The organism is Pseudomonas sp. CC120222-01a (genome assembly GCF_003097235.1).
Lineage (GTDB): Bacteria > Pseudomonadota > Gammaproteobacteria > Pseudomonadales > Pseudomonadaceae > Aquipseudomonas.
The window spans coordinates 552,157-575,544 of the sequence record NZ_QEQQ01000001.1; the positions used below are offsets into that span (position 1 = coordinate 552,157).

Sequence of the window (23,388 nt, forward strand, 5' to 3'; positions counted from 1 at the left end):
GCCATGCTGCGCATCTTGCTGATAGACGATACCCAGAAGAAGGTTGGCCGCCTCAAGGCCGCATTGCGTGAAGCGGGATTCGAAGTGATCGAGGCGCCAGACCTGACCATCGACCTGCCGGCCTGCGTCGAAACGGTGCGCCCGGACGTGGTGCTGATCGATACCGACTCACCCGACCGCGACGTGATGGAACAGGTGGTCCTGGTCAGTCGCGACCAGCCACGGCCAATTGTGCTGTTCACCGACGAGCATGATCCGGCGGTGATGCGCCAGGCGATCCAGGCCGGGGTCAGCGCCTACATCGTCGAAGGCATCCATGCGGCGCGTCTGCAGCCCATTCTCGATGTAGCCATGGCGCGCTTCGAGAGCGACCAGGCGCTCAAGGCCCAGCTGTTGGCGCGCGATCAGCAACTGGCCGAGCGCAAGCGCATCGAGCAGGCCAAGGGGCTGCTGATGAAGATGAAGGACTGCAACGAGGAACAGGCCTACACCCTGATGCGCCGGCAAGCCATGAGCCGACAGCAGAAGCTCATTCAGGTGGCCGAGCAGATCATTGCCATGCATGAAATGCTCGGCTGATCGAGTTGGCCCAGCTCTTGCTGAAGATAGTTCACCGGTAGCCAACGGCGGTTGCCTCATAAAACTCCCGACAAAGACGTCGCTCTCCCCTCCACGCCAGTGGACCGGGTAGCGGCGTCTTTTTCGTTTCCGTTGCATTGCCGAGTGAGGTGTTCGATGAGTACCAGCTTCTGGAAATCCGGGCATGTGCCCACGCTGTTCGCCGCGTTCCTGTATTTCGACCTGAGCTTCATGGTCTGGTACCTGCTTGGCCCGCTGGCGGTCCAGATTGCCGCCGACCTGCAACTGAGCGCCCAGCAGCGCGGCCTGATGGTGGCCACGCCGATCCTTGCCGGTGCCGTGCTGCGTTTCGTCATGGGTGTGCTGGTCGATCGCCTGTCGCCTAAGACCGCCGGCCTGATCGGCCAGGTGATCGTCATCGTCGCCCTGGCCAGCGCCTGGTACCTGGGCGTGCACACCTATGAGCAAGCCCTGCTGCTGGGCGTGTTCCTCGGTGTGGCCGGCGCCTCGTTCGCCGTGTCGCTGCCGCTCGCCTCGCAATGGTATCCACCACAGCACCAAGGCAAGGCCATGGGTATCGCGGGTGCGGGCAACTCCGGTACGGTGTTCGCCGCCCTGCTGGCCCCGGTGCTGGCTGCCGCGTTTGGCTGGAACAACGTGTTCGGCTTTGCCGTGCTCCCGCTGCTGCTGACCCTGGCGCTTTTCGCCCTGCTTGCCCGCAATGCGCCGCAACGGCCCAAGCCCAAGGCGGCAGCCGACTACCTCAAAGCCCTGGGCGACCGTGACAGCTGGTGGTTCATGTTCTTCTACAGCGTCACCTTCGGCGGCTTCATCGGCCTGGCCAGCGCCCTGCCCGGCTACTTCAGCGACCAGTACGCCCTGAGCCCGGTCAGCGCCGGCTACTACACCGCCGCCTGCGTGTTCGCCGGCAGCCTGATGCGCCCGCTGGGTGGCGCCCTGGCCGACCGCTTCGGCGGCATCCGCACCCTGCTCGGCATGTACAGTGTGGCCGCCATCTGCATCGCGGCAGTCGGCTTCAACTTGCCGAGTGCTGCAGCCGCCCTGGCGCTGTTCGTCAGTGCCATGCTCGGCCTCGGCGCTGGCAATGGCGCAGTGTTCCAGCTGGTACCACAACGCTTCCGCCAGGAGATCGGCGTGATGACCGGGTTGATCGGCATGGCCGGTGGCATCGGCGGCTTCCTGCTGGCGGCAGGGCTCGGTGCCATCAAGCAGCACACCGGCGACTATCAGCTGGGCCTGTGGCTGTTTGCCAGCCTCGGCCTGCTCGCCTGGTTCGGCCTGCATGGGGTCAAGCAACGCTGGCGCACCACCTGGGGCTCGGCAGCAGTTACCGCTGCACGGGTCTGAGGCACGGCGATGAGCCTGCAACTCAGCTTCGCCCAGGCCAGCGCCACCGGGCCGCGCACGGAGAACCAGGACGCTCTGCGCCTGGTCACGCCGGCGCCAGAGCTGGCCGCCAGCAAGGGCTATCTGTTCGCCCTTGCCGATGGCGTCAGCCAGTGCGCCGACGGTGGCCTGGCAGCCCGCGCCAGCCTGCAGGCACTGGCCATGGACTATTACGCCACGCCTGCCACTTGGGGAGTGGCCCAGGCCCTGGACCGCCTGCTGTTGGCACAGAACCGCTGGTTGCGCGCCCAAGGCAACCAGCCGCTGTTGACCACACTGAGCGCCCTGGTACTGCGCGGGCGCCGCTTCACCCTGGCGCACGTGGGCGATTGCCGAGCCTATCGCTGGCACGCCGGGCGCCTGCAATGCCTGAGCGAAGACCACGTCTGGGACCAGCCAGGCATGCAGCACGTACTCAAGCGCGCACTGGGCCTGGACCAGCACCTGCTGGTCGATTACCTGGACGGTGAGCTGCAAGCTGGCGAGTGCTACCTGCTGCTCAGTGACGGCGTCTGGGCCAGCCTTGGCGATCAGCACATTCAGGCCGTACTGCGCGAGCAACCCGACCTGCAGTCGGCCGCCGACACCCTGGTTGCCAGCGCCCATCACAACGGCAGCCAAGACAACGCCAGTGCCTTGCTGGTACGGGTCGAGCAACTGGGCACGGCCAACCTCGGCGACACCCTGGTGCAACTGCAGCAGTGGCCATTGCCGGGCCCGCTGCGCGCGGGTCAGGCACTTGATAACTGGCAAGTGGAGACGCGCCTGGCACACAGTCGCCAATCGCTGCTTTACCGCGTGCGCGATGCCCAAGGCCAACCCTGGCTGCTGAAAACCCTGCCCGGCGAGCGCGAACAAGAACCCGGTGCCGCCCAGGGACTGCTATTGGAAGAGTGGTTCCTGCGCCGGGTCGCTGGCCGGCACTTCCCCGAGCTGCACCCCGCGAGCCAGCGCCAGCACCTGTACTACGTGATGCGCGAACACAGCGGCAAGACCCTCGCCGCGCACCTCAACGAACATGGCCCGCTAGCGCTGGCCCAGTGGCTGGAAATCGCCCGCCAAATGCTGCAGGCCGTCGGTGTGCTGCATCGGCGCAATCTGCTGCACCGCGACATCAAACCGGAAAACCTGCACCTGGGCGATGACCGCCAGCTGCGCCTGCTGGACTTCGGCCTGGCGTACTGCCCGGGCCTGTCCCAAGACCCGCTGCACGAATTGCCCGGCACGCCCTCGTACATCGCCCCGGAAGCCTTCGAAGGCCAGCCACCAAGCCCGCGCCAGGACCTGTACGCCGTCGGTGTCACGCTCTATCGCCTGCTGACCGGGCATTATCCCTACGGGGAGATCGAGGCCTTCCAGCGCCCGCGCTTTGGTCAGGCCATAAACCCCTCCCGCTACCGCCCCGACCTGCCCGAATGGCTGCAGCACAACATGCTGCAAGCCGTGGCAGCGGACCCGGCGCAACGCTTCGAAACCGCCGAACAATGGTTGCTGTTACTCGAACGCGGTGACCGCCAGGAGCTGCCCAGCCGCCCACGTCCGCTGCTGGAACGTGAACCGTTGAAGGTCTGGCGCACCCTGGCCCTGCTGTCCCTGGTGTTCAACCTGATACTGCTGTTCGCCCTGTTCAAGGGCTGAACGCACCCTGAAACCACAAACTGCAGGCAAAGAAAAACCCGGCCGAGGCCGGGTTTTTCATTGAAGCTTCAAACCAATTACTTGGCCTGGGCTTCTACCTGAGCTTCAACGCGACGGTTGATAGCACGGCCTTCTTCGGTGGCGTTGTCGGCAACCGGACGGGTTTCGCCGTAGCCAACCGACTGAACGCGGCTGGACTCAACACCGTACTGCTGGGTCAGAACCTGCTTCACAGCATTGGCACGACGCTCGGACAGCTTCTGGTTGTAGGCGTCTGGACCGACGGAGTCAGTGTGACCTTCAACCACGGTGGTGGTCTGTGGGTACTGCTTCATGAAGTCAGCCAGGTTCTTGATGTCGCCGTAGCTGTTTGGCTTGACGACCGACTTGTCGAAGTCGAACTTGACGTCCAGCTCAACGCGAACGACTTCGGCAACAGCCGGGCAGCCATCAGCGTCAACGGTAACGTTGGCTGGGGTGTCTGGGCACTTGTCGACGTTGTCGCACACGCCGTCGTTGTCGGAGTCGGAGCAGACTTCAGCAACTGGGGCTGGAGCAGCAGCAACCTTGCCACCGCTGCCACCGAAGTTCAGACCCACACCAACGCTTGGGCCCCACTCGGTGTAGCCGCTGTCGATGTTGTAGTTGGCTTCAACGCCGGCACGGGCGAAGAACATGTCGGTGATGTACCACTTGGCGCCAGCGCCAACGTTGGCGAAGGTGGAGTGGTCACGGCCGCTACGAGTGGCCTGGCCCAGGCTCTCGTGAGCGAAACCAGCGGAAACGTACGGACGCAGAGCGTCGCCGACGGTACCGAAGTGGTAGGTAGCGTCCAGCTTGGCCTTGGAACCTTTGATGTCTTTGTTGCCGTCATCGCCACGAGCGTTGTGAGTCTCGTTGTAGCCCAGGTCCAGGGATACGTCGTCGGTCAGGAAGTAACCCAGGCGAACACCAGGGTTGGTGCCGTCGTTCTTGAAGTTACGTTCGCTGTCGTAGTACTGCTTGGTCACGTTGCCTTCGATTTCGACTGCGCCCTGGCCTTGAGCCATAACGCCGAACGAAGTAGCTGCGACGAGCGAGCCAATGGCCAAGCCCAAGGTGTTTTTCAATTTCATCCGTTAAATCCCCATCTGGTGATAGTTAAGCAGTCCCACCAACATCCGGGGGACAACTCGACGGCAAGTCTAGCAGAACTCGCCGATTCGTTAGAGATATTTACAAGGGACTAAGTTTCATCCAAACCTGCAAATTTCTCACGAAGCTTGTCTAGCGCGCGCTTGTAGCGCATTTTCGTTGCGCTCAAGCCCATGTGCATGATATCGGCGATCTCCTGAAATTCCAGTTCCGCGACAAAACGCAGCACCAGGATTTCCCGGTCAATCGGGTTCACATGCACCAGCCACTTGTCCAGCCCGCCTTTTTCTTCCGGTTTCGGTGCCTTCTCTTCGGACGCCTCTTCTACAGGGTCCAGGCTCAAGGCATCCATCAACCGGCGTTTACGACGCTCCTTGCGGTACTGGGTAATGCATTCGTTGTAGGTAATGCTGTAGAGCCAGGTCTTGAACTTGGACTTGCCCTCGAAGTTCTTCAGACCGTACAGCACCTTCAGCATCACTTCCTGACAGACATCATCAGCGTCGCGGTCGTTCCCCAGATAACGCGCACAGACGTTGAACAGGGTCCGCTGGTAGCGCCGCATGAGTTCCTCATAGGCGCGGGTTACGTGGTACAGCTCCTCATGCGAACGCGCCACCAACTCCTCGTCGGTGAGTTCGCGGGGGTCGTAACGCATGGGCGGCGAATGAACTTTATTCAAAACGGATCTGGCCGACAGTCAGGTCAATGTCGCCGCTCAGCCCCATGGGGCGATTTTCGCGGCGGCATACATTAACAGCTTTTGTGCGGTTAGCGGCTATTGACTCGCTGCTCGAGGAGCACGCGATTGGACAGCGACACCAGTTCGCCATCATCGGTCAACAGCGTCGTCTTGACCGTGCCGATCTCTTCGATCATTCCTTCAACCTCTCCAATCCGCACCTGCTGGCCGACCTGGTAGAGTTCGCGAACGTAGATGCCGGCCAGGATCTGCCCGGCGATTTCGCGGCTGCCAAGGCCCATGGCAAGCGCAACGGCCAGACCAACGGTAATCAGCCCGATGACGATCACGTGGTTGAGCAGGTCGGTCTTGACCTCCAGCTGGCTGATGGCCACCGAGATGCTGATGATGATCACCAGGCCTTGGGTGATGCGCCCCAGGCCCGCAGAGTACTCCAGGCCGATACCTTCGGCCGCGCCGCGCACCAGGCCGTTGGCTACCTGCGCCAGCAGCACGCCGGCCAGCAGTACCAGGGCTGCGCCGAACACCTTGGGCAGGTACAGGGCGAGCATGTCGAGCGTTGCCGAAACGCGCTCCAGGCCCAGCGATTCCGCAGCAGAGACGAGGAAGATCAGCAATACGAACCAGTAGACGATCTTGCCGACCAGGGTCGAGATCGGCACCTGGATGCCGATACGGCCCAGCATCTTGGTCGCACCGGTGCCAGCCATCAGGCGGTCCAGGCCAAACTTGGCCAGGAGTTTGGAAAGCAGTGTATCGAGCAGCTTGGCCACCACGAAACCGAGCAGCACCACGACCAGCGCGCCGAACAGGTTGGGGATGAAGTTCGCTACCTTGGTCCATAGGGCGGTCATTGCAGTGACCAGGCTCTGGGTCCAGAGATCGAGTTCCATATTCAATCGGCCTTATCTGCTTTGCTGCCAGTGGCAGCGTTGCGGGTAGAGTGTCGACGCACCGGCGCAACGTGCGCCGAGCCATTGTTCACGGCGATCAGCAGCGCCTGGCTCCAACGACCAAGCAGGCTGAACAGATCACCGGCACCGACCTGGCGGTTGGCGGTTTTCAGCACGCGACCCAGGCACGCGGCATCGTCTCGCTCCTCACCAGAGGGCGACGCGTTGAGCAGGTCACGCAGGGATTGTTCAAACGGATCGTGCATGGGCACCTCGCGCAGTGTCACTCAGAGACGAGGTGGCCGGGCGATGGGTCACACATCGCAGTGGAACGAATGTTTCAGGATGACTCGGCATGTTCATACCCAGCGCAACCGCCGGAACAACCACCACTGCCCTACCGCCAGGCCCAGCACGACGATGCAGGCCAGCAGGAAGCCATAAGGGTTGCTCGACCCCGGAATGCCGCCGACGTTGATGCCGAGCAGCCCGGTAATGAAACTCATGGGCAGGAAGATGCAGGTGATGATGCCGAAGCGGTACATGGTCCGGTTCATCCGCTCGCTGCGCCGGCGGTCTTCGCTTTCCAGTACCAGCGCTGCCCGCTCGCGGGTCAGTTCGAGCTCTTCGAGGTAGCGGATCAGGCTGTTGTTCAGCTCGTTCCAGTAATCGGCGTCGGCATCGCAGAACCAACTCAATTTGCTGCGCGACAACTGGGCGTAGATCTCCCGCTGTGGCGCCAGGAACCGGCGCAGCCCTGCGGCGCGGCGGCGAATCTGCTGCAGGCTGCCATGCTCCGGCGAATACCGTTCGTCGGATTCGACCTTTTCTTCTTCGTCGTCGACCAGTTCCGAGAGGTCGCTGACCAGGCTCTGGACTTTTTCAGTCAGCAGTTCGCCCATCAACAACAGCAGTTCGGACGCCGATTTCGGCCCCCTGCCCTCTTCAAGCTGCTGAAGGATCTCATCGCTGGCACGCAACGGCCGCAAACGCAGCGAAATGACCCGCTGCGCCTGGGCATGGATGCGTACCGAAACCATGTCCTCGGGCTCGGCGCCCGGGTTGAGGTTGACCCCGCGCAGAAACAGCAGCATCTGTTCACCGGCCTGCGGCAACAGCCGTGGCCGGGTGTTTTCCTCCAGCAGCAGATCGCAGGCGAACTCGCTCAGGCCACTGTCTTGCAGCAACCAGGTGCGGGTTTGCGGATGGCTGCGATCCCAGTGCAGCCACAGGCTTTCTTGTGGCTGCAGTTGCAGGTCGTCCAGCTCGGTCCGGGCAATCGAACGCGCGCCGCCTTTACCATCGAGCACCAGGGCATGCACCAGCCCCCACTGCGCGTTGTCTTCCTCGAACATCAAAGCTCCATCAGCGCGTACTGCGCGTCACTCCGGCATTTTCAGCGGGCTTGGCGAAATGATCACGCCGTTGTTGTCGGCATACAGGTACTCGCCCGGGCGGAAGGTGACACCGGCAAAGGTCACGGCCACGTTGAGGTCGCCGATGCCGCGCTTGTCGGTTTTCATCGGGTGGCTGGCCAGTGCCTGCACACCAACGTCGGTCTGGATCAGTACATCGACGTCTCGCACGCAGCCGTAGATCACCAAGCCTTCCCAGCCGTTCTTGGCGGCCTTCTCCGCGAGCATGTCGCCGAGCAGCGCACGGCGCAGCGAGCCACCGCCGTCGACCACCAGAACCTTGCCCTTGCCATCGAGCTCGACCTGCTCCTTGACCAGCGAGTTGTCTTCGAAGCATTTGATGGTGACGATCTGGCCACCGAAGGAATCACGACCACCGAAGTTGCTGAACATCGGTTCCAGCACCTGAACCAGGTCCGGGTAGGCATCACACAGGTCGGGCGTTACGTAATGCTGCATGGGAAGCTCCTGTCAGTCACAACGAAAGCGGGTATCGGCCAAGGCTACACCGTAGAAGCCGTTGCAGTCATCCAAGACTGAGCGGTCGTGTTTTGTCTGTTCTGGCCTCTTCGCGGGCAGCCCGCTCCCACAGGGACTTCACAGCCCTTGAGAGCAGTGCTATCCCTGTGGGAGCGGGCTGCCCGCGAAGAGGCCAGAACAGATGAAGCAAATTCAACTGGCAGGCACCGGCTCGTGCACCACCGTCGACTCATGCACCGGCAACAGCGGATCGCGCAACCAGCGCTCCACTAACGGCCAGACCTGCGCCTGCGCCGCCTTGCTCACCAGCATGTCGACATGCCCAAAGGCCTCGAAACCCTCTTCACGGCCCAGCCGAAGGAACTGCTTGCGCTCGCCACCCAGCTGATCGAACAGCTTTCGGCAGGCCCACACCGGGTCCTGGAAGTCCCCCGCGCCGGCCACCGCCAGCACCGGCACATCCACGTCGGCCAGCCCCGCCCACCAGTCGTTCTGCTTGTCGCCAAAGCGGCCGAACAGGCCATGCCAGCGCATGCTCTCAAGGGCCAGGCCAATCGGCTCGTCCTCCGGCCCACGCTTGAACCGCGGCCCGGAAATCTGCCCCCAGCGCTTGAGCAGCAGTTTCGCCCCCCAGGTCAGCGGTGGCACTTTGAGCGGCCAATAGACACGACTGATCTGGGTGCCGAACAGCGCCACGCTGGCCACCTGCTCGGCCTTGAGAAAGCCGCCACCCAAGGCTGCCACCAAGGTGGTGCCGCCCAGGGAGTGACCAATCCAGTGCGGCGTCTGGCCAGACTGCTCACGCACGAACGCACCGATCAGCGGCAGGTCGTCGCGGGCATAGTCGGCCACGCTGTTGTGTTTCCAGTTGCGGTTACGCGGTGACAGGCCGTGGCCACGCATCTCCGGGATCCACACGTCGAACCCGGCCCGCGCCAGATAGGCCCCAAGGCCAATGCCCTTGGGTGAGTACCAGAAGCGCCGGTTGGAGAAGCTGCCATGCAGCAAAATCACCGGCACACCGTGGGGCCGGCCTTGATCAGCCAACCCCAGACGAGTAATGGCCAGCTCTACGGTGGGGTCAGGGCTGTTGCCGGCCTTGATCCGGTACACGTCTTCGCTGAGGTCACCGCGGCGCTCGGCACTGAGCAAGGCCACGGGAAAAAGGTTGCTGCTGCTTTGCATAAGGTTGCTTGGTGCACAAAAAAGGGCGGGATCCATCACTGGAACTCGCCCTGGAAATAACCAGGCGGGGGCACGCCAGACGCCCCCCGCAATTTACCGCATCAGGCCGCGCCCTGGCCTTCAGCCAGGAAGAACCAGGTCTCGAGGACCGAGTCCGGGTTCAGCGACACGCTTTCGATGCCCTGCTCCATCAGCCACTTGGCCAGGTCTGGGTGGTCCGATGGGCCCTGGCCGCAGATGCCAATGTACTTGCCGGCCTTGTTGCACGCCTGGATGGCGTTGGCCAGCAGCTTCTTCACGGCCGGATTACGCTCGTCGAACAGGTGGGCGATGATGCCCGAGTCGCGGTCCAGGCCCAGGGTCAGCTGGGTCAGGTCGTTGGAACCGATCGAGAAGCCGTCGAAGTACTCGAGGAACTCTTCGGCGAGGATCGCGTTGGACGGCAGCTCGCACATCATGATCACGCGCAGGCCGTTGTCGCCACGGGCCAGACCATTTTCGGCCAGCAGGTCGACCACTTGGCTGGCCTCACCCAGGGTGCGTACGAACGGCACCATGATCTCGACGTTGGTCAGGCCCATTTCGTTGCGCACGCGCTTCAGCGCACGGCACTCGAGCTCGAAGCAGTCACGGAACGACTCGCTGATGTAGCGCGAGGCGCCGCGGAAGCCCAGCATCGGGTTTTCTTCTTCAGGCTCGTACAGCTTGCCGCCGATCAGGTTGGCGTACTCGTTGGACTTGAAGTCCGACAGGCGCACGATGACCTTTTTCGGGTAGAAGGCCGCCGCCAGGGTGCTGATGCCCTCGACCAGCTTCTCGACATAGAAGCCGACCGGGTCGTTGTAGCCGGCGATGCGCTTGTCGACGCTTTCTTTCAGGTCGGCAGGCAGACCCGCGTAGTTCAGCAGCGCCTTGGGGTGCACGCCGATCATGCGGTTGATGATGAATTCCAGACGCGCCAGGCCCACACCGGCGTTCGGCAGTTGGGCGAAGTCGAAGGCGCGGTCCGGGTTGCCGACGTTCATCATGATCTTGAACGGCAGCTCCGGCATGGCGTCCACCGAGTTCTGCTTGACGTCAAAGCCCAGCTCACCCTCGAAGATGAAGCCGGTATCGCCTTCGGCGCAGGATACGGTCACGCCCTGGCCGTCTTTGAGCACCTGGGTGGCGTTGCCGCAACCGACCACGGCCGGGATGCCCAGCTCACGGGCGATGATCGCCGCGTGGCAGGTACGCCCACCACGGTTGGTGACGATGGCGCTGGCGCGCTTCATCACCGGTTCCCAGTCCGGGTCGGTCATGTCGGACACCAGCACGTCGCCCGGCTGCACCTTGTCCATCTCGGACACGTCGTTGATCACGCGGACCTTGCCGGCGCCGATGCGCTGGCCGATGGCGCGGCCTTCGACCAGCACGGTGCCCTTCTCTTTGAGCAGGTAGCGCTCCATGACGTTGGCGCTGGCGCGGCTCTTCACGGTCTCAGGGCGGGCCTGGACGATGTACAGCTTGCCGTCGTCACCGTCCTTGGCCCATTCGATGTCCATCGGGCGCTGGTAGTGCTGCTCGATGATCATCGCCTGCTTGGCCAGTTCGTTGACTTCGTCGTCGCTCAGGCAGAAGCGCGCACGCTCGGCGCGGTCGACCTCGACAGTCTTGACCGAGCGACCGGCCTTGGCTTCGTCGCCATAGACCATCTTGATCGCCTTGCTGCCCAGGTTGCGGCGCAGGATGGCCGGGCGGCCAGCCTCAAGGGTTTGTTTGTGCACGTAGAATTCGTCAGGGTTGACCGCACCCTGCACCACGGTTTCACCCAGGCCGTAGGCGCCGGTGATGAACACCACGTCACGGAAGCCCGACTCGGTGTCGAGGGTGAACATCACGCCGGCGGTGCCGGTTTCCGAACGGACCATGCGCTGCACGCCAGCGGACAGGGCCACCAGCTTGTGGTCGAAGCCCTGGTGCACGCGGTAGGCGATGGCGCGATCGTTGAACAGCGAGGCGAACACTTCCTTGGCCGCGCGGATCACGTTGTCGACGCCACGGATGTTGAGGAAGGTTTCCTGCTGGCCGGCGAACGAGGCATCCGGCAGGTCTTCGGCGGTGGCCGAGGAACGCACGGCCACGGCCATGTTGTCGTTGCCCTTGGACATTTCGGCGAAGGCGGTGCGGATTTCCGCATCCAGGCGGGCCGGGAACTCGGCCTCCATCACCCACTGGCGGATCTGCGCGCCGGTCTTGGCCAGGGCGTTGACGTCGTCCACGTCCAGCGCATCGAGGGCCGCGTGGATCTGGTCGTTCAGGCCACTTTGTTCAAGAAAATCACGGTACGCCTGAGCCGTAGTGGCAAAGCCGCCCGGCACCGACACACCGGCACCAGCGAGGTTACTGATCATCTCGCCCAGGGATGCGTTCTTGCCCCCCACATGCTCCACATCGTGGACGCCGAGCTTATCGAGGGAAACTACGTACTCTACCAAGGTGATCTCTCCACTAACTGTATTGGAAAAGCTCAAGGGCGCCCGCCTGCCTTCGTTGACTGGGCCGGACGCTTGTGGCCTGTACCTGGAAAATAGGTTCGCAAAATATGGCAGAATGCTGACAGCCGCATTCGGCAAACCGAACTTATCATATCCAAGAAACGTCATCAGCTTAAGGCCCAGATCGCAAATGAAACGAACCGCGTTCTTCATCTCCGATGGCACCGGCATCACCGCCGAAACCCTGGGCCAGAGCCTGCTCGCTCAATTCGAAAGCATTCCTTTCAATAAATTCACCCGTCCGTACATCGACAGCCCGGAAAAAGCGCGGACCATGGTGCAGCAGATCAACGCTGCCGCAGAGCGCGATGGCATGCGGCCGATCATCTTCGACACCATCGTCAATCAGGACATCCGTGAGATCCTGGCGACGTCGAACGGCTTCATGATCGACATCTTTTCTTCGTTTTTATCCCCGCTTGAGCAGGAACTGACTGCCCATTCGTCGTATTCCGTGGGCAAGTCGCACTCGATTGGTGGCAATTCCAACTACATGGAACGCATCGAGGCGGTGAACTTCGCCCTGGACAACGATGACGGCGCGCGCACCCATTACTACGACAAGGCCGACCTGATCCTGGTCGGCGTGTCGCGCTGCGGCAAGACCCCGACCTGCCTGTACATGGCCATGCAATTCGGTATCCGCGCCGCCAACTACCCGCTGACCGAGGACGACATGGAGCGCCTGCAGTTGCCGGCGGTGCTGAAAAAGCACCACAGCAAGCTGTTCGGCCTGACCATCGACCCGGACCGCCTGACCGCCATCCGCCACGAGCGCAAGCCCAACAGCCGCTATTCGAGCTTTGCCCAGTGCGAATTCGAGGTGCGCGAGGTGGAGAACCTGTTCCGCCGAGAGAACATTCCCAACATCAACTCCACGCATTTCTCGGTGGAAGAGATTTCGGCGAAGATCCTGGTCGAGAAAGGCGTGGAGCGCAGATTCAAGTAAGCCCGCGAAAGGGCCAGCACAGGAGTACAAAAAAGCCCCGGCATCGCTGCCGGGGCTTTCTTTTACCTCAGTACCTGACTCAGGACGGCACCACCGCCGCCTGCCCACTCAGCGCCAAATCGACCAGCTCGCGGTTGGCCACCGCGTACATCGCATAGTCGGTGCCGGTGGCGTTGCGCAGGTCGTCGAGCATGGCGCGCCAGCGCTCGACCATCACCCGGTGCTGCTCGGCCCACAGCGCCACACGGGCGTCCATGTCTTCCGGGGCATCGGCCATCTGCAATACCGAGATGGTGATCGCCCGCTGCTGCAGGTCGATGTCGTCGCGGAACGCCTCGCGGGCCAAGGCCTGCCAGTTGTTTTCCACCGGCAGGTTGCTGATTTCCTGCAGGTACCAGGTCAGGTCCAGTGCGCTGCCCACGGCGAAGAACGCCTTGGCCACCTGTGCCGGGTCATGGCCGGTCACGTCCGAAGCCTCGATGATCGGCAACAGGGTATACAGGTGAGTGGTACCGGCCACCATGCGCGCCAGCAACTCCGGTACACCAGCGTCGACGAAGCTCTGGTAACGCACCATCCAGCGCTCGCGGGTCGGGCCTTCCAGCAGCTCGTCGAGCTTGAGCCCCAGCTGGGCGATTTTCGGCCCGAAGTGCGCGGTGTCACGCCCGGCATCCTGCTCGTTGCGCCGGCTACGCAGGAACCAGCGGGTGGCGCGGCGGCCCAGGCGCATCAGCTCGTCCATCAGGGTCAGCTGGATTTCCGCCGGCACCTGGTAGTCCAGCGCCTCGATCTGGCGGAACCAATGCGGCAGGTGGAAGATGTCACGCACGATCACATAGGCCCCGGCGACGTTGGCCGGGCTCATGCCAGTCGATTCCTTCAGGCGCTGGACGAAGGTGATGCCCATGTTGTTGACCAGGTCGTTGGCGATCTGGGTGCTGACAATCTCGCGCTTCAGGCGGTGACGGCGCATGGCGTCGGCGAACTTGCTGACCAGCGACGGCGGGAAGGCGGTTTCCATGTCGCGGGTCAGGTAATCGTCATCCGGCACCAGCGACTTGAGCAACTGCTCCTTGAGGTCGATCTTGCTGTACGAGATCAGCACCGACAGCTCGGCGCGGGTCAGGCCCTGGCCGGCAGCCAGGCGCTCGGCCAGCTGTTCTTCGGACGGCAGGAACTCGATGGCCCGGTCCAGCTTGCCACGGCCTTCGAGGTCGGCCATCAGGCGCTTGTACTCGGCGATCCGCTCGCGGGCGCGGCGGGCGGCCAGCGACAGCGCCTGGGTCTGCTTGTAGTTGTTGCCCAGCACCAGGCTGGCCACTTCGTTGGTCATGCTGCCGAGCAGCTGGTTGCGCTGCTTCTCGGTCATGTCGCCACCCTGCACCACTTCGTTGAGCAGGATCTTGATGTTGACCTCGTGGTCGGAGCAGTCCACGCCACCGGCGTTGTCGATGAAGTCGGTGTTGGTGGCACCACCGTGCAGGCCGAATTCGACACGACCAAGCTGGGTCATGCCGAGGTTGCCGCCCTCGCCCACCACCTTGCAGCGCAGCTCGTTGCCGTTGACCCGCAGCGCATCGTTGGCCTTGTCGCCGACATCGGCATGGCTTTCGCTGCTGGCCTTGACGTAGGTGCCGATACCACCGTTCCACAGCAGGTCGACCGGGGCCTTGAGCAGCGCGTGCAGCAGCTCGGTCGGCGTCAGGCGATCGGCCTCGATGGCAAAGCGCTCTTTCATCTGCGGGCTGATGGCGATGCTCTTGGCACTGCGCGGGAAGATCCCGCCGCCTTCGGACATGATGCTGGTGTCGTAGTCGCTCCAGGCCGACCGCGGCAAGTCGAACAGGCGCTGGCGCTCGACGAAGCTGGTGGCCGGGTCCGGGTTCGGGTCGATGAAGATGTGCAGGTGGTTGAACGCCGCCACCAGTTGCAGCTTGTCGGACATCAGCAGGCCGTTGCCGAATACGTCGCCGGCCATGTCGCCAACACCAATCACGGTGATCGGGTCCTGCTGCACGTTGATGCCACGCTCGCGGAAGTGGCGCTGCACGCCAACCCAGGCGCCGCGGGCGGTAATGCCCATCTTCTTGTGGTCATAACCGGCCGAACCACCTGAAGCGAACGCATCGCCAAGCCAGAAGCCATAGTCGATGGCGATACCGTTGGCGATGTCGGAGAAGGTCGCGGTGCCCTTGTCGGCCGCCACCACCAGGTACGGATCGTCGTCATCGTGACGTACCACGTTGGCCGGCGGCACCACGCCACCGTCCTTGAGGTTGTCGGTGATGTCGAGCAGGCCGGAGATGAAGATGCGGTAGCAGGCCACGCCCTCGGCGGCGATCTCGTCGCGGGTGCCGCCCAACGGCAGCCGGCGCGGCAGGAAGCCGCCTTTGGCGCCGACCGGCACGATCACCGAGTTCTTCACCTGTTGGGCTTTGACCAGGCCCAGCACTTCGGTGCGGAAGTCTTCCTCACGGTCCGACCAGCGCAGGCCGCCGCGAGCGACGTTGCCGAAGCGCAGGTGCACGCCCTCGACCCGTGGCGAATAGACGAAGATCTCGAACTTCGGCACCGGCTTGGGCAGCTCGGGAATCAGCTTGGGGTTGAACTTGAAGCTGAAGTACGACTTGTTCTGGCCGTTGGCATCCGGCTGGTAGAAGTTGGTGCGCAGGGTGGCCTTGATCAGGTCCAGGTAGCGCCGCAGGATGCGGTCCTCGTTGAGCACCTGGACCTCGTCCAGGGCCGTGAGGATCGCCTGCTCCAGGCGCTGCTGCTTGTCGTCCAGGTCTTCATTGGTGAGCTTGCGCGCCAGGTAGAAGCGGGTCTTGAACAACCGGGTCAGCTCGCGGGCGATATCGGTGTGGTTGTTCAAGGTGCTGGCGATGTAGCCAAGGTCGAAGCCCAGCCGGATCTGCTTCAGGTAACGGGCATAGGCACGCAGCAGCGCCACGTCACGCCATGGCAGGCCGGCGGTGAGTACCAGCCGGTTGAAGGCGTCGTTCTCGGCGTCGCCCTTGACGATGTGGATGAAGGCATCTTGCAGCGTGTCGTTGAGCTGCTGGATGTCCAGGTCCAGGCCTTCGCTGTAGGTGAAGGCGAAGTCGTGGATCCAGAACTCACGCCCGCTGGCGTGGCGCAGGCGGTAAGGGAACTCGCCAAGCACGCGCAGGCCGAGGTTTTCCAGGATCGGCAGCACATCCGACAGCGCCAGCGGGGTATCGGCGTGGTACAGCTTGCAGTGCAGCAGGCGCTCGCCCAGACGGGTCAGTGGCTGGTAGAAACTCATCGCCAGCGGCTTGCTCTCGGACAATGCCACCACGTGCTGCAGGTCGACCACCGCCGAATGCGCCGGGAAGCGCTCGCGGTAGCCCGCCGGGAAGCCTTTAGGGAAGTCGCCGAGGATGTTGGTGCCCTGGGCTTCGCCGAAGTTCTCGATGACCAGCGCAGAGTAATCGTCTTGCCATGAGCGGCAGGCCTGGATGACTTCGTTTTCCAGCTGCTGCGGGTCGATATCGATACGGTTCTTCGGGTCGACCCGCAGGATCAGCTGCACACGCGCCAGCACCGATTCGGAGAAGAAGGTCCAGAACTCGCAGTCGCTGGCCTTCAGGCGCTCCATCAGCACCTGCTGGATCTTCTGCCGCACTTCGGTGGAATAGATTTCGCGCGGCACATAGGCCAGCCCGTAGCAGAAGCGCCCGTACGGGTCCTTGCGCAGGAACACGCGAATCTTGTTGCGTTCCTGGATCTGCACGATCGACATCACGGTGCTGAACAGCTCGTCGATCGGAGTCTGGAACAGGTCGTCGCGCGGCAGCACTTCGAGGACCTGGGCCAGCTCCTTGCCCAGGTGCGCTTTCGGGTCGAAACCGGAACGGCGCTCGACTTCGGCGACCTTGACGCGGATGTAAGGGATTGCATGCACGCTCTCGCCGTACACCGACGAGGTGTACAGGCCCATGAAGCGGTGTTCCTTGATGACCTTGCCGTCGGCATCCAGCTGGCGGATCGACACATAGTCCGGGTAGGCCGGGCGATGCACGCGGCTGGGCAGCGCGGCCTTGGCGAACGACAGCAGCAGTGGCTCGTTGAGGTAGGCCACGGCGTAGTCTTCGATGCGCAGCTCTTCCGCCGTCAGGCCCACGCGCAGGCGGCGCGGCAGGCCGAGGAACGACTGTTCGTCGTAGACCATCTGGCCACCGTTGCTGTCGGCCTGGACGGTGAATTCTTCATAGCCGAGGAAGGTGAAGTGGTTGTCCAGCAGCCATTCGAGGAAGGCCTTGACCTCGCCCTTTTCATGCTGGGCCGGGCCGTAGACGGTGTTCTCCACTTCGGCGACGACTTCACGCAGCTTGGCTTTCATCGGCTCGAAATCAGCCACCGCCACGCGCACTTCGGCCAGCACCTGCTCGATCTCGCGGGCCAGCACGGTCAGCTCGGCGGCATTGGCGCAGCGGTCGATCTCCAGGTACATCAGCGACTCGTGGCGCACGCCCTCGCCCTGGGTGCCCTTGGGCAGCAGTTCGAGCAGTTCGCCCTTGGCGCCGCGGCGCACGCTCAGCACCGTGGTCTGCAGGGTGTGGATGCTGTAGCCGCGGCGGTTCAGCTCGGTGCGTACCGAGTCGACCAGGAACGGCAGGTCGTGGTGCAGCACTTCGACCACGGTGTGGGTCGATTGCCAGCCATTGCGTTCGTAATCGGGGTTGTACACCCGCACTTGCGGGTACTCGGGGTCGAAGCGCTCGATGATGCGCCAAGCCGAGAGGGTACAGCCGGCCAGGTCCGAAAGCCGGCGCTGGGTGAGTTCGTCCAGAGAGATGATGCCGAAGAACTGCTCGGCGAATAGCGCCACTTGTGGCAGGGACTGTTCGCTGATGTGCTGCGCCAGGGCCGCTTGCAGTTGATGCTGGAAGTCGGCTTTGCTGGCTGCGGTGAAGAACGCCATCTGTGGTACTCCGCTTGGGCTTTGTATTAGTTGAAGCGTCGCGCACGTCCGCCATGTACGGATCAACAATAGCCAACCCATGGCAAGCCGGACGGTAAAAACCAGACGTTGAACGTGGCAGGCACGTTCAGGGCTCGCCGAAGCTTAACGACTGAGCGGTCATTGCCGCTTGCGAGGCTGCGACAATTTCGGTCAAGGGCTGGCAACTTTACGTTTATGGATGTGTGCAAGGCTGTCAGAATTCCCTCTCATTTCCAGAAACCCGAGCCGTTGCCATGCAAATCAAGACCGCCCTGCTGTTCGCCACCCCTTGCGATGACGAGGAAGACAACATGGCAACCTTGTGCTGCCACAGCGACAAGGGGCAGATGTTTCTGCTGACCCGTTACCCGGATGAAGACACCGTCGACCTGACCCTGGATGACGAGCCGTCGACCCTGGACGGGCTGAAGGTGACCTTGAGTGCACAGCGTTTGCTGATCGAGGTGGCGGCTGGGGATCGGGATGCGCTGAAAGGGGATGAGGCACTGGAGATCGTGCTGACTTCGGCAGGGACCGACCTTGAGGAAGTGGCGCTGACCCTGAAAAACATCCTGGATGGCACGGGCACCTTCGTCAGCGAGCTCTGAGTCTTCAAAATCTGTGCAGTCCCTGTAGGAGCGGCCTTGTGTCGCGAAAGGGCTGCGAAGCGGCCCCGGCAATTTCTACTGCGAAGCTGAAAACCTGGGGCCGCTTCGCGCCCCTTTCCGACCGGTCCGGCGCCCCGGCAAGGCCGCTCCTACAACATTGACAGGCAACCCTCAGAACAGGCATTGTCTGACAACCTGATAACTAGGCAACCGTTTCCATGCTAGAGCTCCAGCGCCCCGACACCCTGGTAGACCGTGTCGTCAGCGCCATTCGCGCCGAGATCGACTCCGGCCGTCTGGCCGCCGAATCGCGCCTGCCCACCGAACAGCAACTGGCCGAACAGCTGAACGTCAGCCGCTCGGTGGTGCGCGAGGCCGTGGCGCAGCTCAAGGCCGACGGCGTACTGATCGCCCGTCGCGGGCTCGGGTCCTACATTTCGCAAACACCTGCCGGTACCGTGTTCCGCTTCCCCGGCAGCAATGGCCGCAAGCCGGACCTGGTGCAGATGTTCGAAATGCGCCTGTGGATCGAAACCCAGGCCGCCGCCATCGCCGCCCGCCGTCGCGACGAGCAGGACCTGGCCCACATGGCCAAGGCCCTGCAGGAAATGCTCGACAAGCGCAGTGACTTCGCCACCGCCTCGGCCGCCGACGTGGCCTTCCACCGGGCGATTGCCGAAGCCAGCAAGAATGATTACTTCGTGGCCTTCCACGACTTCCTCGGTGGCCAGCTGGCCAGCGCCCGGCGCACCGCCTGGGAAAACTCCGCTGCCCACTCGGTGGGTGGCTCGGCCGATGCCAATCGTGAGCACCAGGCGCTGTACCAGGCCATCGCCGATGGCGACCGCCAGGCGGCCGCAGCCTGCGCCGAAGCGCACCTGCGCGCCTCGGCCAGGCGCCTGAAGATCGACCTCCCCGCCCTCGACTGACCCCGGAGAAACCAACGCGGCCTGACGCGGGCCCTTTTACGCACTACTTAGTCTGACAACCTGATAAGCAGATCCACCGACAAGAACACCAAGGTACCCCTGCATGACTTACGACTACTGCATCATCGGCGGCGGCATCGTCGGCCTCGCCACTGCGATGGCCCTGCTCGAACAGCGCCCGGGCGCCTCTCTGCTGATCCTGGAGAAGGAAGCCAGCCTCGGCCGCCACCAGACCGGCCACAACAGTGGCGTGATCCATGCGGGCATCTATTACGCACCGGGCAGCCTCAAGGCCGAACTGTGCAAGCGCGGCGCCCAGGCGACCAAGGACTTCTGCAGCGAGCACGGCATCGCCTTCGAGGTCTGCGGCAAACTGCTGGTGGCCTCCAACGACCTGGAAGTGCAACGCATGCAGGCCCTGTACGAGCGCTCGCAGCAGAACGGCCTGAAGGTCGAGCGCCTGGACGCGGCCGCGCTGGCTGAACGTGAACCGAACATCGTCGGCAAGGGCGCGCTGTTCCTCGATGCCACCGGCATCGTCGACTACACCCAGGTGTGCAACGCCATGGCCAAGGTGATCCGCCAGGCTGGCGGCGAGGTTCACCTGTCCACCCGCGTGCGTGCCATCCAGGAGCACGCCGACCATGTCGCGGTCGGCACCGACAGCCACACCTGGCGCGCCCGCCAGCTGGTGGCCTGCGCCGGCCTGCAGTCCGACCGCCTGGCGCGCCTGGCCGGGGTGAAGATCGACCACCAGATCATCCCCTTCCGCGGCGAGTACTACCGCCTGCCGGCCAGCAAGAACCAGATCGTCAACCACCTGATCTACCCGATTCCCGACCCGGAGCTGCCATTCCTCGGCGTGCACCTGACACGCATGATCGACGGCAGCGTCACCGTCGGCCCGAACGCCGTGCTCGGCTTCGGCCGCGAGAACTACCGCAAGCTTTCGGTCAACTGGCGCGACGTGGCCGAATACGCCCGCTTCCCAGGGTTCTGGAAAACCATCTGGAACAACCTCGGCTCCGGTACCACCGAGATGAAGAACTCGCTGTTCAAGCGCGGTTACCTGGAACAGTGCCGCAAGTACTGCCCATCGCTGGAAGTGGCAGACCTGCTGCCCTACGAAGCGGGCATTCGCGCCCAGGCGGTGATGCGCAACGGCACCCTGGTGCATGACTTCCTGTTCGCCGAGACCCCGCGCATGGTGCATGTCTGCAATGCCCCGTCGCCGGCTGCCACATCGGCCATTCCCATCGGCCAGATGATCGCCGAGAAGATCCTCAAGGCCCGCTGAAATCTGCGTCACCCACAACTACAAAGACAATAAGGACCCCCCCCATGTCGGTACATGAGGCGGCCCCGGCCGCGCACGAGACCCCGCAACAGCAACGCAAGCGCCTGCGCAAGGTGGCGGCGGCGACCATCTTCGGCTCGATGCTGGAGTGGTACGACTTCTACCTCTACGCGACCATGGCAGCGATCGTGTTCTCGAAGATCTTCTTCGATGCCAGCAACCCGGCAGTAGCCTCGCTGCTGGCCTTCTCAACCTTCGCCATCGGCTTCATCGCCCGCCCCTTCGGCGGCGTCCTGTTCGGCTACCTGGGCGACCGCTTCGGGCGCAAGCATGTGCTGGTGATCACCTTCTGCATGATGGGCGTGTGCACTGCGTTGATCGGGCTGATTCCAAGCTATGCCAGCATCGGCATCTGGGCACCGATCCTGCTGGTGGTGATCCGCATCATCCAGGGCCTGGGCGCGGGGGCCGAGCTGTCCGGCGCGGCGGTGACCTCCTACGAGCACGCCAGCGAAGGCAAGCGCGGCAGCCAGGGCGCCTGGCCGGCGCTGGGGCTGAACCTGGGGCTGCTGCTGTCGTCGCTGACCGTGTACCTGCTGACCATGAACGGCAACGAATTCCTCCTGGCCGGAGGCTGGCGCATCCCGTTCATTGCCAGCATCGCCCTGGTGGCGGTCGGCCTGTGGGTGCGCAAGAGCATCCCCGAGACGCCGGACTTCAAGGAGCTCGACAAGGCCGACAGCAGCACGCCACAGGTGTCGCCGCTGAAGCTGCTGTTCAGGAACGACCTCAAGGGCCTGGCCGTGGTGTTCTTCGTGGCCATCGGCTACAACGCCCTGAGCTACATCTTCAAGACCTTTTCGCTGGCCTACCTGACCCAGTTCAAGGGTGTGGAAGCGCATGTCACCTCGCTGTCGGTGACCATCGCCAGCCTGGTGGCGATCTTCGCCGTGCCGTTCTTCGGCTGGCTATGCGACCGCTGGAGCAGCAAGACCGTGCTGATGCTCGGCGGGGCCTTGTCGGCACTGTTCGCCTACCCGTTCCTGCAACTGTTGAGCACCGGTGAGCCCACCCAGATCTATATCGCCATCGCGATCGGCACCGGCATCCTCGCGCCGATGATGTTCGCCCCCCAGGGCTCGTTCCTCAGCCGCCAGTTCCCGACCCAGACACGTTCGTCGGGCTTTGGCACCGGCCGTGAGATCGGCACCGCGGTAGCTGGCGGCCTGGCGCCGCTGGGCGGCCTGGCCCTGGTGGCCGGGTCGGCGACCCATTCCACCGATGGCGTGGCGCTGATCCTGGCAATTGCCGGGGTGCTGGTGGTGGTGTTCGCCCTGTGCGACCAAGGGCGCAAGCACTCCAGCTCGAAGAACTGAAGCCTGTTCCTGCCTCATCACCTCGCTGGCGATGAGGCAGGTACTGTCAGGCAGGCCCCTTCAGCCAACAGGATTCTCATGCACCACCCTGCCCCCCTGCGCCGGCCTGTCGACAAACAGTACATCCAGCCCGCTGCAGCGCAATCCCTTCAACGCGTTCCAGTGCGCCGAGGCATGTACATACCTCGCTTGCAGTAACGCCTCTTCCTCAGCAGTCAACCCTGCCCCGCCGTTCAGCGCATAGTCGTGCAGCGAGCGACTGATCCCCCGCAACTCATCCGGTACCCGGTGAGCCTCGACATCACCCAAGGGCAAAAAAGGCACGCCGTTACGCAGGCCCAGTTCACGCATGATGCTCAGGTAAACCCGTGACAGGTGGCCGCACACCTCTCGTTCCCGGTAGACCGCCGCATAAACGTGTTTCTGCGCCTCATCCCGCTGCGCCCGAGCTCCACTCACCGGCACTTCCCAAGTAAGCACACGCGCCCCGGGGTCGCCGAGCTCGGTGAGCGAGGCGTGGGCCTGGGCATAGGCGTTGGTTCTTTCGGCAGGCGTTGCCTGCGTCACCCGGCTCGAAAAGGGCTTGTTCAGCAACACCTGCTCAAGCATCGACTCCGCATAACCGCCACCGATGTTGGAATGCACGCCGGGCACGATGATGTCGTTGCCACTGCGCACCAAGGCAAAGTTGTGCCGTTGCTCATCCCTGGCCACCAGCTGCACCACCTGCCGGGCAATGCCCTCTGGCAACCCAAGGCGCAGATCGCCCAGGCGCGCGTCGGCGGGGTCGAAGTGACCACGCAGGGGCTCGACGATGGCCGCGACCGTGTCGAACAGGCCAATGAAGTTGATCACCCGCGCCCGCTGCAGCTCGGTCGGCAGCCCTTCACCGCTGCAAAGCTGGTTGGCCAACTGCCTGGCCGTCGCCGCGCCGCGGCTGAAACCGAACAGGTCGAACTCGATCCGCTCGGGGACTGCCAGCAGGCGCAACTGCTCGCCAACCCTGACCAAAGCCTGGCTCACACGCGCCTGCACACCGGTGGCTCCCCTGCCAGTTCCCTGCGCATACAGCGAATCGGCCTCTCCCGTGGTCGTACCAACCCCTTCCAAATACAGTTTGATGAAGGCCTGATCACCCACCTCCCCCTGCGGGTAAAGCCCATGCAACAGGGCGATGTTGCTGAGAGGCTGGGAGGCATTGCCCTGGTTGTTGCCCGTACCGTCAAAGAAGATACCCACTCGCACACAGCTGCATTGCTTGCCCATCGTCGTATTCCTGTTCACCTTGGAGG

Annotated in this window: 18 protein-coding genes; 8 read left to right on the plus strand and 10 right to left on the minus strand. The window is 63.3% G+C overall.

The window, feature by feature from the left end; translation table 11 throughout:
• Positions 1-3: 3 nt before the first annotated feature.
• From N430_RS02715 to N430_RS02725, 3 genes are all read left to right on the plus strand, one after another.
• Entirely contained in the window at positions 4-579 is a 576-nt protein-coding gene (locus tag N430_RS02715) for an ANTAR domain-containing response regulator (protein ID WP_110632488.1), read from the plus strand.
• Positions 580-735: 156 nt separating this feature from the next.
• The gene (locus N430_RS02720) at positions 736-1,947 is read left to right on the plus strand and encodes a NarK/NasA family nitrate transporter (RefSeq protein WP_110631112.1); all 1,212 of its coding nucleotides are present in this window, start codon (positions 736-738) and stop codon (positions 1,945-1,947) included.
• 9 nt (positions 1,948-1,956) lie between these two features.
• A complete protein-coding gene (locus N430_RS02725) occupies positions 1,957-3,624 on the plus strand; it encodes a bifunctional protein-serine/threonine kinase/phosphatase (protein WP_110631109.1) in 1,668 nt (555 codons plus the stop codon).
• Positions 3,625-3,701: 77 nt separating this feature from the next.
• Here the strand turns inward: N430_RS02725 and N430_RS02730 are convergent, their stop codons facing one another.
• The 8 genes from N430_RS02730 to ppsA all read right to left on the minus strand — a co-directional run bounded on the left by N430_RS02730 (position 3,702) and on the right by ppsA (position 11,911).
• A complete protein-coding gene (locus N430_RS02730; RefSeq protein ID WP_110631106.1) occupies positions 3,702-4,739 on the minus strand; it encodes an OmpA family protein in 1,038 nt (345 codons plus the stop codon).
• Positions 4,740-4,849: 110 nt separating this feature from the next.
• A complete protein-coding gene (gene sigX, locus N430_RS02735; RefSeq protein ID WP_033696348.1) occupies positions 4,850-5,416 on the minus strand; it encodes an RNA polymerase sigma factor SigX in 567 nt (188 codons plus the stop codon).
• 113 nt (positions 5,417-5,529) lie between these two features.
• Positions 5,530-6,354 (minus strand): mechanosensitive ion channel domain-containing protein, encoded by an 825-nt coding sequence (locus tag N430_RS02740; RefSeq protein WP_110631103.1) that lies wholly within the window; start codon positions 6,352-6,354, stop codon positions 5,530-5,532.
• 2 nt (positions 6,355-6,356) lie between these two features.
• Positions 6,357-6,620, minus strand: coding sequence for a CrfX protein (locus N430_RS02745; protein ID WP_110631100.1), 264 nt, complete (start codon positions 6,618-6,620; stop codon positions 6,357-6,359).
• A gap of 93 nt (positions 6,621-6,713) precedes the next feature.
• Positions 6,714-7,709, minus strand: a complete 996-nt coding sequence (locus tag N430_RS02750; protein ID WP_110631097.1) for a zinc transporter ZntB — start codon at positions 7,707-7,709, stop codon at positions 6,714-6,716.
• 27 nt (positions 7,710-7,736) lie between these two features.
• On the minus strand, positions 7,737-8,228 hold the full coding sequence (gene rraA / locus N430_RS02755) for a ribonuclease E activity regulator RraA (protein WP_054883439.1): 492 nt from the start codon (positions 8,226-8,228) through the stop codon (positions 7,737-7,739).
• A gap of 213 nt (positions 8,229-8,441) precedes the next feature.
• Entirely contained in the window at positions 8,442-9,434 is a 993-nt protein-coding gene (locus N430_RS02765; protein WP_256592048.1) for an alpha/beta fold hydrolase, read from the minus strand.
• Between the two features lie 101 nt (positions 9,435-9,535).
• Complete coding sequence (gene ppsA / locus N430_RS02770) at positions 9,536-11,911, minus strand: phosphoenolpyruvate synthase (protein ID WP_110631088.1); 2,376 nt, start codon at positions 11,909-11,911, stop codon at positions 9,536-9,538.
• Between the two features lie 190 nt (positions 11,912-12,101).
• Here ppsA and N430_RS02775 point away from each other — a divergent pair, with 190 nt between their 5' ends.
• Positions 12,102-12,920, plus strand: coding sequence for a pyruvate, water dikinase regulatory protein (locus N430_RS02775; protein ID WP_054885785.1), 819 nt, complete (start codon positions 12,102-12,104; stop codon positions 12,918-12,920).
• A gap of 79 nt (positions 12,921-12,999) precedes the next feature.
• Here the strand turns inward: N430_RS02775 and N430_RS02780 are convergent, their stop codons facing one another.
• Entirely contained in the window at positions 13,000-17,865 is a 4,866-nt protein-coding gene (locus N430_RS02780; RefSeq protein WP_110631085.1) for an NAD-glutamate dehydrogenase, read from the minus strand.
• Between the two features lie 275 nt (positions 17,866-18,140).
• Between N430_RS02780 and N430_RS02785 the strand changes: the two genes are divergently transcribed.
• The 4 genes from N430_RS02785 (at position 18,141) to N430_RS02800 (ending at position 22,096) form a co-directional block, all read left to right on the plus strand.
• Positions 18,141-18,494: a hypothetical protein gene (locus N430_RS02785; RefSeq protein ID WP_110631082.1), complete on the plus strand. Its 354-nt coding sequence runs from the start codon at positions 18,141-18,143 to the stop codon at positions 18,492-18,494.
• 218 nt (positions 18,495-18,712) lie between these two features.
• Entirely contained in the window at positions 18,713-19,423 is a 711-nt protein-coding gene (locus tag N430_RS02790; RefSeq protein WP_110631079.1) for a FadR/GntR family transcriptional regulator, read from the plus strand.
• Positions 19,424-19,526: 103 nt separating this feature from the next.
• Positions 19,527-20,720: an L-2-hydroxyglutarate oxidase gene (gene lhgO / locus N430_RS02795; protein ID WP_110631076.1), complete on the plus strand. Its 1,194-nt coding sequence runs from the start codon at positions 19,527-19,529 to the stop codon at positions 20,718-20,720.
• Positions 20,721-20,764: 44 nt separating this feature from the next.
• Positions 20,765-22,096, plus strand: a complete 1,332-nt coding sequence (locus N430_RS02800) for an MFS transporter (protein ID WP_110631073.1) — start codon at positions 20,765-20,767, stop codon at positions 22,094-22,096.
• Positions 22,097-22,156: 60 nt separating this feature from the next.
• Here the strand turns inward: N430_RS02800 and N430_RS02805 are convergent, their stop codons facing one another.
• Positions 22,157-23,362 carry a DUF2235 domain-containing protein gene (locus tag N430_RS02805; RefSeq protein WP_110631070.1) on the minus strand — a complete coding sequence of 402 codons (1,206 nt, stop codon included), beginning with the start codon at positions 23,360-23,362 and terminating at the stop codon, positions 22,157-22,159.
• Between the last annotated feature and the right edge of the window lie 26 nt (positions 23,363-23,388).

Coding starts and splice junctions, on each gene's coding strand:
- N430_RS02715 (WP_110632488.1), top strand. CDS start 4: ATGCTGCGCATCTTGCTGATAGACGATACCCAGAAGAAGGTTGGCCGC.
- N430_RS02720 (WP_110631112.1), top strand. CDS start 736: ATGAGTACCAGCTTCTGGAAATCCGGGCATGTGCCCACGCTGTTCGCC.
- N430_RS02725 (WP_110631109.1), top strand. CDS start 1,957: ATGAGCCTGCAACTCAGCTTCGCCCAGGCCAGCGCCACCGGGCCGCGC.
- N430_RS02730 (WP_110631106.1), bottom strand. CDS start 4,739: ATGAAATTGAAAAACACCTTGGGCTTGGCCATTGGCTCGCTCGTCGCA.
- sigX (WP_033696348.1), bottom strand. CDS start 5,416: ATGCGTTACGACCCCCGCGAACTCACCGACGAGGAGTTGGTGGCGCGT.
- N430_RS02740 (WP_110631103.1), bottom strand. CDS start 6,354: ATGGAACTCGATCTCTGGACCCAGAGCCTGGTCACTGCAATGACCGCC.
- N430_RS02745 (WP_110631100.1), bottom strand. CDS start 6,620: ATGCACGATCCGTTTGAACAATCCCTGCGTGACCTGCTCAACGCGTCG.
- N430_RS02750 (WP_110631097.1), bottom strand. CDS start 7,709: ATGTTCGAGGAAGACAACGCGCAGTGGGGGCTGGTGCATGCCCTGGTG.
- rraA (WP_054883439.1), bottom strand. CDS start 8,228: ATGCAGCATTACGTAACGCCCGACCTGTGTGATGCCTACCCGGACCTG.
- N430_RS02765 (WP_256592048.1), bottom strand. CDS start 9,434: ATGCAAAGCAGCAGCAACCTTTTTCCCGTGGCCTTGCTCAGTGCCGAG.
- N430_RS02775 (WP_054885785.1), top strand. CDS start 12,102: ATGAAACGAACCGCGTTCTTCATCTCCGATGGCACCGGCATCACCGCC.
- N430_RS02780 (WP_110631085.1), bottom strand. CDS start 17,865: ATGGCGTTCTTCACCGCAGCCAGCAAAGCCGACTTCCAGCATCAACTG.
- N430_RS02785 (WP_110631082.1), top strand. CDS start 18,141: ATGCAAATCAAGACCGCCCTGCTGTTCGCCACCCCTTGCGATGACGAG.
- N430_RS02790 (WP_110631079.1), top strand. CDS start 18,713: ATGCTAGAGCTCCAGCGCCCCGACACCCTGGTAGACCGTGTCGTCAGC.
- lhgO (WP_110631076.1), top strand. CDS start 19,527: ATGACTTACGACTACTGCATCATCGGCGGCGGCATCGTCGGCCTCGCC.
- N430_RS02800 (WP_110631073.1), top strand. CDS start 20,765: ATGTCGGTACATGAGGCGGCCCCGGCCGCGCACGAGACCCCGCAACAG.
- N430_RS02805 (WP_110631070.1), bottom strand. CDS start 23,362: ATGGGCAAGCAATGCAGCTGTGTGCGAGTGGGTATCTTCTTTGACGGT.